Below are 14,355 nucleotides of genomic sequence, written 5' to 3'. Positions count from 1 at the left end.
ATTTGGTGCTGGCTCCGGCTGTTGCGGCTTGCTCGGATTTGGTGCTGGCGGCACTTCTGGCGTTGGAACCGGAGCTCCTCCCTGTACAGGCGGTTGGGATGGAGTCGGTTTTGTTGGAACAAACTCCAAGGAAGGGGCCTCATAGCTGTCAGCCAAGTCCCTCATTGCCTGCTGCGCACTACTTAAAATAGCATCCATTTTTCTTTCTACTTGCCGTCTATCCTTTTCGTTTGAGATATCTAAGTTATCGATGAGGTCACCTGCATAATCTACTAAAGATGTAAGACGTTTCGCTCTCTCTTCCACAGTGAATTGCTTTAAATCTTCAGCTGATTCTAGAAGTTTTCTTTGGATTTCTGCCTTCAAGCGCTCCTTTTGTACTTGTGTCTCCGTTTTTAGGGCGTCCGTTACCGATTGCTTGGCTACCTCGGCACTTTGTGCATACCACCCTTGTAAAAATTGCGTAACATCCACATCAGCATAGGCAACACTCATCGTTAGACCAAAACACATGCTTAAAGAAACAAATCCAAGGAAAATTCGTTTTCGTCCTTTATTACGCCGTTGCTTCTCTTTTTTTGATCTACTTAACACATCTTTTCCCCCTTAATGGGCATTGTCAGAGCTTAATCAAAAGCTCTGACAATGTATGATAATAGTTTTTATTTAAATTGATCTGCTACTAGCTGATCTAAGCTATTTTTTGCATCCTTTTCAGCCTTAGCACCTGTATCTTTGATCGAATCCTTCGCTTGTTTCTCCAATAATTTAGCTGATTCGTCAACTACTTTTTGGATTTCAGCGACTTTTTCGTCGATAAAGCGTTTTGTTTCCTCTTTAGAGCTAGCTTCTTTCTCACGAATCAAACCATTAATTGTGTTTTTAGCATCGTTAATCGCACTAGTTAGCTCTTTTTTTGCTTTGTCTTGTGCACTGGTAACATTCGTTCTTACTTCTTGTCTTCCTAGTTCTCCAGCTTGGTTCACTTTATTCGTAAGATCGACTATCGAATTGACTTTTGTTTGATTGGCTGCTTTAGTTATTTCCTGCTTTAATCCTTCTACTTTCTGGTTGTATTGGTTCTGCATATTGCCCTTGATTTCATTCGTTTTGCCTCTCAAAGCATTCAAATAATCGTTTTTAGCTGCCGTTACTGCTGCAACAGCACGATTTGCTTCTTCACTACCTGCTTGCTTCACACGGTCAGCAACCTGATTCTTTATTTTATTAAGTTCAGCTTCAGTAGCTGCCTTTTTTTCCGTTCCATACTTAACCGCTTCAGCTGTAATAGACGCCGATGAAGCAGCAAATTGTTTATCATACCAATTTTTTAGCTGCCCGCCTACATCAACCGCCGCAAATGCAGTACCTAAGCTACCAATCAGACCAACTGCCAACACACTAATCACGATTTTACTTTTTACTTTTTTCAACCTCTTCATCTCCTGTCTTTTTTTTAAAGGGAATGTACGGAAACAATGCCCTTCTATTTGTCAAACACCTGTTGTTCTGAAGTAAATTTATGAAGGAATTCAATTGTTTCTTTATTTAGTTCTTCATTGATGTTTTCATTGGATTTTTGTACAAATTGTCTGAAGTCCTTAGGCAATTCCTGCTGCTCTAATATGTTTTGCTTATGATTCAGCCGTGTTTTCTGACGATCTACGTACTCATCAATTGCTTTTTCTCCTGTTTTGGATATCTGAATCATTTCTTGATCTAGCAAGAAAAGGGTTTTATCAGTTGTGACACTAGCTTCTTTCTTTACTTTGTTGTCACTATTCTTTTTATAAGAGTCAGTAGTTGCTTCAATAGTGTCACCCGATGCCATCATCTTCTGGTTGTACCAGATGCTTAACTGATTTTTTACATCAATCCCGGCAAAGCTTAAACTCACAGCTACGGAGGAGGCCAATACAAAGAGGATGGATATAATCTTTATTCCTTTTCCTTTTAACATGACGGTACTTCCTCCATTCAAAATATAGAAACAAAAACGGATCAGCAGGATCGGCATTAAGGCTAAACGGAAATCCACTCGTTCAATGCGTCAGCCTTCCTCGCTTTACTTTTCTTGCTCTTATTGTAAGAAAAGCCCAGCACCTTTTCTTCCACTGTGAGAGGTACTTTAAGCTGATAATCAGGATGATCTTTGTCTAAACCTTACGGATGAGGAAAAGCTCCTACTATGTGCATTTTTTCACTTGTTTGCAAAACAAAAAAAACCGGGCTACAAAGTCCCGAGGTCGTTTACATATCGGTTTCTACATTCGTATGGCTTGAAAAAATAGAGGAATAATACCCATGAGCTGCTCCATCTAGCTCTTGACCTTCTACTGCTAGTCGTAATGCATCAATGATATCGGCCCGAAACGATTGATCTTTTAATAATTGTAGCTCTTTAAGCGCTTCTTGCGGACTAAAGGCATTTCGGTAAGGCCTTGGTTCTATCATAGCCAAATACGTTTCAACAGCCCCAACAACCTGAGAGAGTAAAGGAATTTCGTCACCCTTCCATTTCTTGGGATAACCGCTGCCATCATACCTCTCGTGATGATAACGCATCGTTTCGATGATTTGTTGATACTGCGGTAGACCGTCAAGCAGCTCCTTGGCCATCATGCAATGCTTCTGTACCATCTCATACTCATACGCAGTCAGCTTCTCTTTCTTCTCAAATAAATAGTCAGGCCATTTTATTTTACTGACAAAGTGCATGAGCGACAGGCACTGTAACTCCCAGTCCTGTACATCAACAGGCTTCTTCAGCAGAGAAATCGTTTTTTTCAACAGGTAACGCATCTGCTCAATTTGTCTGCTGGAGGTTTGGGATTTCCGCTCTACTGTCGGCACAAAAGCGTATAGCATCCGATATAAAGTGGCTAAATGCTGTCGCTCCTGCTCCTCTCTCATTCTATTCTCCTGCAAGGCAAATAAACGCATCCACAATATGGAAAGTACATACCCAACAATCGCAAATACGATTACGGATAAAATGGTAGGAACCGCATTTTCTATTCGACCCATATAGGCTTGCCAAGAAAGGGAAATCATTACGACTACACTATAGAGAATACTTCCCGTATGCATGACCTTTCTTTGTCTTGTCATGCTGAGTAATAAAGGGTAGGCCAGAACTAAGCACCCCATTTTGATAGTGGAAAGAGGCGGAGCCAGCAATACAAACAAAAATAAAAATAAAATACAAAACGAAACCATCCAGTCTGAATACGCATAAGACTGTTCATATATGCAATACAAAAGATAAACACCCCAGCATACACAGAGATAAAATAGCCAGCTAAGAAAAGATGGAATCCAGATATCCTTCTGCTCAAAACTATGTGCCAATAGGGTGAAGGTTAAAAACAACGAAGCTAGATAAACCGCATATCGCATCATCTGTTTAGCCAGCTTCTCTTGTTCAAACTTCATTTTGTGAAACTCCTCTCCTATTCCTACCTTTATCGAACCAACTTTTTATTTCATTTTGACTAGTCCCTGCTTTAATGCGTACAACACCGCCTGAGACCGATTTGGTTGTCCCATTTTACGTAGGATACTGCTTACATGAGTTTTTACAGTCGCCTCGGATATGTATAATTTCTCAGCGATCTCATGATTACTTAAATTATCAACAATAAGCTCAAATATCTCTCTTTCCCGTTCTGTTAATTGAAGCTGAGTTGTTTGTGTAGACGTTTTCCGTTCTAATTTAGGCTGAAAGCAGGAATACCCCATCAAAATCATGTCGATGGTATGCAAAATCTGTTCAGGCATCGTATCTTTCATAATATAACCATCAATTCCGCCATCAAGAGCTTGAAAGATATCCTCACTATCATCGAAGGCGGTCAAAATTAAAATCTTAATGGTTGGAAGCTGTTCTTTCAAAAGCTTCCCACTTCTGATCACGTTTTGCCCCGGCATTTTAAGGTCTGAAATAATCAAGTCCGGTTTTAACTTCAATGCTTTACCGTACAATTCATCCCCATCAGCCGCTTCCCCTATTAGTTCGAATTTACCTGCCATCTGTAGAATCATTTTGACTCCTTCGCGAACAATCCTATGATCGTCAGCAAGAAGCACCTTTATTTTCTCCAACACTAATTCCTCCTCTAGGGATAAACGCCTTGATTTCCGTACCTTGCAGCTCCACGGACCGAATTGTAATCGTACCACCTACGCGTTTCATACGTTCTCGCATATTAGAGATTCCAAATGATCCGTTTGAAGCTTTTACGCTATCCGTAGAAAATCCAATTCCATTGTCCTTTATCTGTAGCGTCCATTGTACAGAGGTGGCTTCTAAATATATTTCCACTTGATCTGCTTTAGAATGTTTTAGCATGTTGTACAATGCTTCTTCTACTACACGATAAATCGCTTCTTCTACCGCTAAGCTTTCCTCCAGCACAATTCCTTTGGTCACATAATTGAGCTTGACCCCTGTACCTTTTAATATACGTTCGCTCATGTCACGAATTGCATCTAAGAGAGGCTCCGCTTCCCGATTAAATCGTAAATGCTGGATATATCCGCGCACTTTTAGATGACATTCCTTCATCTGTTCTTCCATGCGATCAATGGTGGCCGACATTTCCTGATTCATCACAGGAGAAAGCATTTGTTTTACATAATATAGCTGGGCAGATAGAAAAAATAATTGTTGTGCTAAGCTATCGTGCATATCCTCCGCCATTTGCCTGCGAGTCTCTGCGTCCGTACGGAATACCAATTCTTCGGTTTCCTTAATATGGTGTAAATGGCTAGATGTCACGATTGCAAAGCTATGTAAAAAAAGCAGATTAACCATGGACAAAGATTCTGCATTCTGTCCAATAATTAGAATAGCCCCTTGTTTGTTTCTTTTTTGACCTAATGGAAAATACAGCACATCCTCTGGATGGCCCGTAAAGTTACGCACCGCAATTGTTTTATGCTGTTTTAATTCCTGCCAATTGCTTTCCAATAAGGCAAGCTGATAAAACTCTCTTTGCCAGTCCCTCTGTCCTCTTGCTTGATTAAACCAGAAAACAAACACTCTTTTCTTAGGAAAGAGCCGCTTCAAAAAACGTTCGCCTACATGGCATAAGTCAGTGGACTCTTTATTTTTACGCAGCAGCTTAATATAGGACATAAACGCCAACCAATGCTTAAAGTAAGCTTTACATTTTTTACGAACAATGTGAATGAATCCACACAAAATCGTAGTAGTAACGAAATGTGTACCTAAAAGTCCCTCTGCACGTAAATGAGAAATATCCGTGCTAGGTAGTCCCCCACAGAGCACAAAGAGAATGGCGCTTCCAAAGCCTAGCAAAAGGATACCTAGCATATAGCGTAAAGATAAGCGCAAGCTCAATAGTACTAAAGACGTATAAGTAAACCACAAATCAGAAATTCCCCACATTTGTTGAAAGACTTCCCAATATAAAAGAAAGAAAAACTCAGCTATTAATAACACTTGCCTGACAAGTATGATGCGGTACAGTGTTACTATACTTAGTAACGTTTGTAGCACAAGCAATACATACACCGGGATAGATAAGTAAATATCTGTCGTATCTGTGGTAGCATATAACATAAGGAGTAGAACCCAACGAAACAATACGACGATCCACTCCACATTTTTAAACAGAAGATTAACGCCCATAAAAACTCCATTATTTTAATTTTTAGGTAAATTATAACAATTATGGCTAGATAAAAATAGATATTTTTGTGACAGAAGACTTACAGATCCCCCATAGCCAAGTAGATATTGTTCGTAAAATCCCTATCATAATGAATACCACATGGAAAAGCACTAAATTATGCCTTAGCGCTTGTTTACTTAATAGACTAGAAAATAAATCCAAATTGCACTTCTGGTATCTTTTAAATATTTGCTACATTTCATCTATTTATAATTTGCCTTATCCAATCAGAAGGAAATAAAAAAGAAAAAAGCTTTTCTCCTCAATAGGTATAATACCCTATGCTGGAAAAGCTTTTTTCTCGTTAGATCAATTCCTTATTCGTATCACTTACATTTAGAAATCTCTCAGGAACTTTCCATATCTCCAGTTTGTAGGCCAAACGATTACGATTTCGGCATATTCCCTGTATATTCTGATTCCGGACGGATAATTCGATTACGGCCTGCTTGATCTAAAATGTGTGCACACCATCCTACTGTGCGACTAACAGCAAAGGTAGGTGTAAACAACTCTTCGTCCAAACCAACCGCTCTCATAACCGCAGCAGCAAAAAACTCTACATTGGTATGCAGTTTGCGTTTTGGCTTATACTCTGCCAATAATTTTGTTCCTACTTGTTCCACATGGGTAGCTAAATCAAACCATGGGTCATTTTCGGCCAATTCTGCCGCTACCACACGCAGTGCTGTAGCACGTGGATCAATGGTTTTATATACACGGTGTCCAAAGCCCATTAAGCGTTGACCGCTCTCTAACCGTGCCCGAATCCAGCCCTCTGCCTTATCTTTACTGCCAATCGCATTAATCATCTCTGTAACTTCAGATGGAGCTGCTCCATGTAAGGGACCTTTCAAAGCGCCTATGGCTGCTGTCAGTGCAGAATAAATATCCGATTGAGTGGAAGTTACTACCCGTCCAGCAAAAGTAGAAGCGTTCATCCCATGCTCCTGAGTCAATACTAAATACGCATCCAATGCTCTGACATGCGCGTTACCAGCTTCTACACCCTTTACCATATACAGATAGTTCGCCGTGTGACTTAGCTCCATCCGAGGCTCTAGCGGTTCCCTGCCAGTTTTTCGAGCTTCCCGATAAGCAATGATAGTCGGCATTTTAGCTGTAATAGCAATAGATTGCTCTAAAGTTGGAGGCCAGCTTTGCTCAGCACCCCCCAAAGCAGAGACCGCTGTCCGTAAAACCGTCATCATGTCTCGATCATGGGGAATAGCATCTATGACTTCTTTTACCTCTTTAGGTAAAGCTCTTTGCTGAGCTAATGCAGTCTGGAAACCGGATAATTGTTCTTCTGTAGGCAATGCGCCAAACCATAGCAAGTAAGCGACTTCTTCAAATGTATGAGAAATGGCTAGATCTCGAGCCCAATGCCCCCGATAAACCAATAATCCGTTTTGCCCGTCGACTAGACTTAAATCAGTTTCTGCAACAACTATTCCTTCAAGCCCAATCGCCAACATTTTTTCCATTCACTTCCACTCCTTTCTTTTCATTACAGTATACCAATATATTCTGAAAAGTAGAAATAGATAGTAAATGGTTGATTGATTATAAAACGTAATTAATGACCGCTCATTCAAACGGTTATATGCGCTTCATTTTATATCTAATTGACGCATTAGTAATTAGGGAGCTTTTTGGATTTTTTTCCAAACATGATGCCTGCATGAAGCTTGTACCTGTATGGCAAACTAATCAGAATTACTTCTATTACCTACAATTCACTTTCCTAATAATTAGAAAGGAAGATTCCAGTATGCCACCAAAAGAAAAACAAGCTCCTCTTCGCTACATTGCCTACATCTTTATTGGTGTAACGCTTTTTCTAGGTGCTATGTGGGGGCTTCTATTGGTTCTTGATATTTTTAATCGTTAACCCAGCTTTCCTAAAGCTTAGGTCACTTTTGGTAAAGGAGCATATAATGTCGCTAGAATATCAACGAATCGTTGCCCAGATGTGATCAAATTATTGTTTGGTAAAATAACATACGAGGCTACTTTAGGTAGCTCCAAGCCTGGGGTTGGCAATTCCATAAAGCGATTCTCAAACAATTCACGTAAAATGGCGGAACGTGGTAAGAAAGAAATCCCCAGCCCTTCTTCGATAAAGCGTTTGGTCACATCCACATGCGTCACCCCCATCGTGCGAATAGCAAATCCACGTTGTCTAAGCGATGTTAAGAGAGGGTCCCAATAAACGGGGTGATTATGTGTTAACAACCTTTTGGTAATTAACTCCTGCTCCCAATCAGGTAAGGGAGCATCCATGTCTCCACCGTAATGAGGTACAGCAAATACGATCGGATCTGTCTGCATCAAATAAGAAGAAAGTTGGCCTTCGCTAGGAATCATTCGAGATAATCCCAAATGAGCCTGTCCACTTTGGACCAAGAGACCAATATCGATGGAGTCCGCTACTTTAATGGTTATATCTACCTCGGGATGTTCTTTGGTATAACGATGAATAAGCGAAGGGAGCGAGGTGCGAGCAATGATCGGAGAGACTGCGATACGCAAGATTTCCTTGTATCCCTGCTTCCACGTCACCATCTCTTCAACACCGGCGTGCCATTGAGATAAAATCAATTTTGCATGCGACAAGAAGCGCTTTCCGGCTGCTGTTAACCTCACCCGTTTGCCTACTCGTTCAAATAAAGCGACATCCAACTCTTTCTCTAACTGACGTATATGCTGCGTCACGGTAGGTTGAGCGATATATAGCGTCTCTGCCGTCTGATGAAAGTTCTCACAGGATGCCGCTACTTCGAACGTTTGCAGAAGCTTTATATCCATACGACTCACCTCAAAGCTTTTATTTTACATGCATCCGGTCTTGTAATCGGTTAAAGCTTTGTTGTGCCTCTTGCAATAAAGCATGCATGATATCTGCTGCCGCTTCTTCCCTTTGAAGCATACCTACCCCTTGACCAGCCCATAACGATAGATAGTCAGCATCCAAGGCTTTTCCCGCCGCTTGGCGAATTTCCTTCGTTAACTCATTCTGAACTGGATACGCCAGTGATTCTACCTGACTTTTGGCAAAATCCCTCATAAATTGATTTACAATTCCACGCGCTGGTCTGCCCGAAAAAGCTCTGGTAACAGCGGTATCTGTCTCTTTTGCATGAAATAATCGTTCCTTATAGGCCTTGTTAGCTGTACTCTCTGCGCATCCTAGAAATCGAGTACCCAATTGCACAGCTTCGGCACCGAGCGCTAAAGCTGCCACTATGCTTTGGCCATTCATAATTCCCCCTGCCGCAATGATAGGCACATCCCGAACAGCAGCAGAAAGCTGAGCCACTAATGGTAACGTACCAATGCATTCTCCCGGCCCATCTTTCCCTGCATCAAACGTACTCCGGTGACCACCAGCTTCACCGCCTTGTGCCACGATTGCATCTACATGCTGACCTACTAATCGTTCGGCCTCTGCTTGTGTGGTCGCCATGCCTATGACTTTCATCCCTGCTGCCTTTGCACTTTCTCCATATTTACCTGGCAATCCCATCGCACAACTAAATACAGCCGGCTTCTCCTCTAAAATGACGGTAAAGCAATCGGTAATCTCGTCATGCAGGGCTGGCCAGTCGCCTTTCCATGGGGGAAGATTGAATCGTTCCCTCTGTTGGTTGAGCCATTGTCTAAAGGCAGGTGTTACCTCTTGCTGTTCTGGCTGTTCAAATAAGAGTAGGTTTACAGCAAAGGGACGGTTGGTTAAGGACCTCACTTCGCGGATTCTCTCTCGTAGAGCTTGAGGCGCAACATATGCTCCAGCAATAGTTCCCAAGCCTCCTGACTCTGATACTGCCGCCACCAGTTCCGCTGAATTTATATTGCCGGCCATTGCCGCAAGAATAATTGGGTTTTCAACTCCAAAGATATCGCAAAACCTAGTTTGGAACTGCATAATCTTCTCCTCCTGTATATATTATTCTGTCTTTTCAGATCATTCTCGTTGCGTGTGGCTATTTCCTTCTTCTGTATACTCTAACATCGATATTCTCCTAAACAAGTCGTTTGCTTCTAAAATAATTGACACCATACCAGACTCTGTAATCGTTTCATGCCATTCCCCCGATTCCCAATAGACAGCATCTCCGCTTTGTACATAAACATAGTCGCTTGTATCTGTACGTACCCATCCATCGCCACTAAGTACCAATAGTAATTGAGGCAATGTAGCCTGATGATAACCAATTTTCCCCTGAGGAGATAAATAAGCACAATTCATATAGGTATCTGCAGGCAGCTTCCCAATTCGCGACATGATCAGGTGCAGGCTATCGTAATGAGTGATATTTTTCCCATACGTTAGAGCAAACGAAAATCTCTTCATCCTACTCTCCCCTTTGTACGTAATGAGTGCTGATTATCAAACAAAAAGCCAGTTGCTAAGGTGGCAACCAGCTTCCATGCTTATTCAATCCTGATATTTTTCATTTCCTCTTCCATCTTGCTGTTGCACAATGGGCAACGTGGGTCCTCAACGATCACAAATTCCTTTCGCGACCAACAGTTACAAGCTGTACACTGCCATACAAGGGTATCCTCATAGACGTGTTCCTTCACCGTACGTTTTGAACGATATGCCATTGTGTCCCCCTATCTTTTCACAAGATTCTTTACTACTTTATGCTGCAAAAGTTACATGTAGAACTTTTCCACCTTTTTTTTGTGTTAAATCCACTGATGACCCGACCGCTTAAGACAGGTCCGCATCAGTGGGCCGCTCTTTGGCTCGATGCAGGAGAGTCCTTACCGCTGACGACTTTTTACGTTTTCTTTTTCCCTTTTTTTTGCCTAAACTAATAAAAGCTAAAATAAGTAAACAAAGTGTAAGTAATTGACTAGTATGCATCACATCTTTCCCAAATAGTTCTCCAATTCCAAGAAGATGCACCAGAATGGCTAACAAAATGACTATTTTGCCGATTTGAATGGAGCTCAAGCAATCTTCTCCTTTCTATGTACGGCCAGGGACAATTCAACCAATTACATGCAGAAAAAACCAGCCTTTCTTTCGCTGGTTTTTTATAAAAATTACACATGTATCTGGAAACATTGCTCTATATTGTCGCCGGCATTGTCCACCGAGAACTAGTACTCTTTTCGTCCTTCTTTTAGTAATTCGATAAAAACTTCCTAACTCCTGTCTTCGAGTTCAATTCCTTTATCAGCAACCTCCTATTGTTCTGCCTTCTCACCTGACAGGAGGAAACCTCGATGCTTGTAGGTTGTACTCTACTCTATTGAACTGCTAATCCTCAGAGGATAGTCCATGACGCAGTGCATAGGAGGCTAGCTGTACCCGATTTTCTAAATAAAGCTTTTCCAGTAGGTTTTTCATATGATTTTTGACTGTATGTTCTGTGATCGCGAGACGCTGAGCAATTTGTTTATTCGTCTCTCCCTTTGATACATATTTTAAAATTTCAGTTTCTCTTGGAGTTAGCACGCTCGGACTAGGTTCATCAATGACTGGACCTGACCGAAATTTGAAGAAGAGCTTGCTTGCCAATTCGCGTGAAATATCACTATTATCTTCTAGCAACGCGCGCAAATATGCCAACCAATCATGTGGATTCATATTTTTTAGTAAATAGCCCTGTGCCCCAAATTGCACAGCCGTAAACAGATCAGCTACATCATCAGATACACTCAAAATAACGATTTTTATATGGGGATAAGCCTGTTTAATTCGTCTTGTTGCCTCCAAGCCATCGCATACCGGCATGCTAATATCCATTAATACAACATCTGGCTGTAGCTCGCTACAGAGACGTACGCCCTCTTCTCCTTGTTCAGCCTCCCCTACAATTTCAAAGGAAGAATCCTCTGCTAGCATACTTTTTATCGCTGTTCGAGCCAATAAATGGTCATCTACCACTAATACCCTGTATTTCTGCACCTTCCGCTCTCTCCTTTAAATGACTCTATCAAGATTTCTGTCCCGCCATGCGTTCCTGGCCGCATCTCAAAGCTGGCTCCTAATTTCCAGCTTCTCTCTCGCATCATGGTCTGACCATATCTCTCACGTTTTAATGTTTCTGCATCGAAGCCCATTCCATTGTCTTTAATCAGTAGATACCAGCCTGTCCCCTGAAACTGCCATTGAATCTCTGCATGGCTCGCATCTGCATGTTTGCGAATATTAGTGAACGATTCCTGTATAATGCTAAATAAATGGACTTGTTCCGCTGGTTTAAAATATTGATCCATTCCATCAAGTTCCTGTTTTACCTCGATCCCTGTGATCAGGCTCCATTCGTGTAGCCACTTTCTCAAGCGATCCGTTAATAATACCCCCTCTTCTGGATGAGAACGGAGATTAAAAATGGCTTGTCTTAGCTGGTTATCAATTTCAGAGATCGTTGCCTTTGCTTCTTCAATCTTTTCTTGATTTAGTTTTACGTTTAAAAAGAAAATCGCTTGTGCAATATTATCATGTAGCTCCTGGGCTAAACGTTCTCGTTCCTCATACACTGCATGCTTGGCTTTTTCCTTTGCTAGTTTCTCACTCATTCTTTTGATTTTTCCAAAAACCCAGGTGGCAAATATAAATGAAAGAACCAAAGTCATAATGGTAATGATGACATTTCCTTCATCCATCGTAAAATAAGGCAGCAAAAACTCGTGTCGCGCATATTCAAAGCCGCCTATCATAATGGTAGGCAACATAATGCTCGTTAATTTTAGCCATCGATAATTCAAGCGTATCCTCCTGACTGACCAGTAATTTACAATCATAACCAATATTCATGTCCTATTCTATTATAGAGGAAGCGCTTTAATAGCATGTAGGGTCGATTTTTTGAATAAAGCAAATACTATCCACAAATACACGCCATTTTTATCGCCAAAAGAAAAAAAGTCCTATGCAGTAATTGCAATAGAACTTTTCACTGAGTCTCTTATGAAGTAAAGCTTATGGTGATCTCACATTCGAAAGTGGCCAATACACGAAATCGGCTCTGCCAACAACCTGTGTAATCGGTACAGGACCAATCATTCTGCTATCCTTACTATTTTGTCGATTGTCTCCCATGACAAAAATATAACCGGCCTCAACCGTTACTGGCGGAAAATCCTCCGTTACCTTTTTCCCTTCTGCATGAGCTTTCTTTTTTTGCTCCTCTAAATAAGGTTCTTCTACAGGTTTTCCATTAATAAATAGCTGATCGTTACGCATTTCTACCCGATCGCCCGCTATTCCGATTACACGTTTGATGTAGTCTTCCTTTTGGTTTGCATGGAATACAACAATCTCTCCTCGTTGTGGTTCATGCAAGCGGTATACCGCCTTATTTACAACGACCTTCTCATTATTTTGCAAAGTGCTTTGCATGGATTCTCCATACACAACATAGGGTGCTCCCAGCCACGTGTACAAAGCAAATGTGACAATAAAAACAGTTATGATGGAAGTAAGCCACTCCTTAATTGCTCTACCCCATCCGGAGCGAGGTTCTGTCTGATTCATAAAGAATTAACAGCCTCCTTTTGGTTAGTCTTATTATAAAGGACGTACTTCCTAAAAAAAGGTTTCAAAATGTATAAAAAGATAGTGCTTTTGCCCTCTTTTGAAGTATATGGTTCGGGGGATGGAATTTGTGAGCGGAACTCATTCACGAAATTCAGCTAGAATTGGCTGTTCGTGGACTTCTGGTAGTGGATGATAGTTTCGATAAACCAGATGTAACATGAATTTTTTTTAAAATTCTAGCCTTATATGTTCTAACTATCCTCAAAGAAATGTCCTATCTTCTATTTCGACAAGAAAATATAACTGCATTGTCTTATAAAGTCGTTCTAACGATATTTATGTATCCTGATAAGATGAAGGAATTAGACCTTAAAATAAGCCACCTTGCAATTTTGCTTGGTGGCTCACCATTGAAAATTTGGTATTGCTAAAGTTAACATGAAGAGGTTTTGCGTCTCTTGTCTGGTTGCATAACTGACGGATAAGTTCCACCCCTGGTCGTTTACATCTAGTATAAAGAAGATTTCCACGCATCAATAAGGAATCCTAGTATGATTGTTCAGCTTTACAACTCAAAAAAACGGTCGTCTTTCATTTCAATTTATCTTACGGGGATGTATATAATTCTGAACCTTAGTATTATGTTTAAGTTAGTTTTATAATAGTAAGTGTGGCGTTTGTATTGTTATGAAGCTGTGCTGGCGTATTATTTGCATTCACGAGTTGTACAGTAGTCGGAGCAGTAGTAACATCTATAATTATACTTGCAACAGTTGGACCTCCTCCATCTCCAGAGAAAGGTGTTGGCGTTTGATCAACCCCACCTATTTTCAAGTCAAATGAAGTAGCTGACTGATTATGAATGCCAAGATCAAACAGGTAAATACCTGATTGTAAAATAATAATTGTATCAGATGGAGGAGAAAAGATAAACACTCCACCAACATTGCTACTTACGTTTGTAAAAGTGATTGGAGAAAGGCCAGCTACCGTATCGGTTCCAGTTCCAGCGAAACTTCTAAATACACTAATAAAACTATTCAAACCTGATCCCGTGGCTCCTGTCGGACCTGTTGGACCTGTTGGACCTGTTGGACCTGTTGGGCCTGTTGGACCTGTCGCTCCCGTGGCTCCTGTTGCTCCTGTTGCTCC

General features: G+C 41.1%; 14 protein-coding genes and 2 pseudogenes. All 16 read right to left on the bottom strand.

Annotation, left to right across the window (positions count from 1 at the left end):
- A pseudogene (locus AYJ08_RS03600) lies at positions 1 to 594 on the bottom strand (hypothetical protein); the annotation flags it as partial.
- Positions 595 to 662: 68 nt separating this feature from the next.
- Positions 663 to 1,442: an apolipoprotein A1/A4/E family protein gene (locus tag AYJ08_RS03595; protein ID WP_231928984.1), complete on the bottom strand. Its 780-nt coding sequence runs from the start codon at positions 1,440 to 1,442 to the stop codon at positions 663 to 665.
- Positions 1,443 to 1,486: 44 nt separating this feature from the next.
- On the bottom strand, positions 1,487 to 1,960 hold the full coding sequence (locus AYJ08_RS03590; RefSeq protein WP_064016622.1) for a hypothetical protein: 474 nt from the start codon (positions 1,958 to 1,960) through the stop codon (positions 1,487 to 1,489).
- A gap of 290 nt (positions 1,961 to 2,250) precedes the next feature.
- The gene (locus AYJ08_RS03585) at positions 2,251 to 3,435 is read right to left on the bottom strand and encodes an HD-GYP domain-containing protein (protein WP_064016621.1); all 1,185 of its coding nucleotides are present in this window, start codon (positions 3,433 to 3,435) and stop codon (positions 2,251 to 2,253) included.
- A gap of 45 nt (positions 3,436 to 3,480) precedes the next feature.
- Positions 3,481 to 4,107, bottom strand: coding sequence for a response regulator (locus tag AYJ08_RS03580; protein WP_231928983.1), 627 nt, complete (start codon positions 4,105 to 4,107; stop codon positions 3,481 to 3,483).
- Positions 4,076 to 5,656, bottom strand: a complete 1,581-nt coding sequence (locus AYJ08_RS03575; RefSeq protein WP_064016620.1) for a sensor histidine kinase — start codon at positions 5,654 to 5,656, stop codon at positions 4,076 to 4,078. Before AYJ08_RS03575 ends, AYJ08_RS03580 begins: the two co-directional genes overlap by 32 nt.
- A 429-nt stretch (positions 5,657 to 6,085) precedes the next feature.
- Positions 6,086 to 7,186, bottom strand: a complete 1,101-nt coding sequence (locus AYJ08_RS03570) for a citrate synthase/methylcitrate synthase (RefSeq protein ID WP_064016619.1) — start codon at positions 7,184 to 7,186, stop codon at positions 6,086 to 6,088.
- 424 nt (positions 7,187 to 7,610) lie between these two features.
- Entirely contained in the window at positions 7,611 to 8,510 is a 900-nt protein-coding gene (locus AYJ08_RS03565; protein ID WP_064016618.1) for a LysR family transcriptional regulator, read from the bottom strand.
- A 19-nt stretch (positions 8,511 to 8,529) separates the two neighbouring features.
- Positions 8,530 to 9,627, bottom strand: a complete 1,098-nt coding sequence (locus AYJ08_RS03560) for an NAD(P)H-dependent flavin oxidoreductase (RefSeq protein ID WP_064016617.1) — start codon at positions 9,625 to 9,627, stop codon at positions 8,530 to 8,532.
- 39 nt (positions 9,628 to 9,666) lie between these two features.
- Positions 9,667 to 10,056 (bottom strand): cupin domain-containing protein, encoded by a 390-nt coding sequence (locus AYJ08_RS03555; RefSeq protein WP_064016616.1) that lies wholly within the window; start codon positions 10,054 to 10,056, stop codon positions 9,667 to 9,669.
- Positions 10,057 to 10,136: 80 nt separating this feature from the next.
- Entirely contained in the window at positions 10,137 to 10,313 is a 177-nt protein-coding gene (locus tag AYJ08_RS22745; RefSeq protein WP_003333588.1) for a cold-inducible protein YdjO-related protein, read from the bottom strand.
- A 109-nt stretch (positions 10,314 to 10,422) separates the two neighbouring features.
- Entirely contained in the window at positions 10,423 to 10,668 is a 246-nt protein-coding gene (locus tag AYJ08_RS03550; protein ID WP_064016615.1) for a hypothetical protein, read from the bottom strand.
- A 309-nt stretch (positions 10,669 to 10,977) separates the two neighbouring features.
- Entirely contained in the window at positions 10,978 to 11,628 is a 651-nt protein-coding gene (locus AYJ08_RS03545) for a response regulator (protein WP_064016614.1), read from the bottom strand.
- Positions 11,607 to 12,431 (bottom strand): sensor histidine kinase, encoded by an 825-nt coding sequence (locus AYJ08_RS03540; protein WP_064016613.1) that lies wholly within the window; start codon positions 12,429 to 12,431, stop codon positions 11,607 to 11,609. The genes AYJ08_RS03545 and AYJ08_RS03540 overlap by 22 nt, the downstream gene beginning before the upstream one ends.
- A gap of 214 nt (positions 12,432 to 12,645) precedes the next feature.
- Positions 12,646 to 13,200, bottom strand: a complete 555-nt coding sequence (gene lepB / locus AYJ08_RS03535) for a signal peptidase I (protein WP_064016612.1) — start codon at positions 13,198 to 13,200, stop codon at positions 12,646 to 12,648.
- A 648-nt stretch (positions 13,201 to 13,848) separates the two neighbouring features.
- Positions 13,849 to 14,355 (bottom strand): annotated as a pseudogene (locus AYJ08_RS03530) (hypothetical protein); the annotation flags it as partial.

Source organism: Brevibacillus sp. SKDU10, from assembly GCF_001645205.1.
GTDB classification, from domain to species: Bacteria; Bacillota; Bacilli; order Brevibacillales; family Brevibacillaceae; genus Brevibacillus_B; species Brevibacillus_B halotolerans.
The sequence above is the reverse complement of the archived record's forward strand: the minus strand, read 5'-3'. Positions and strand labels throughout refer to the sequence as shown.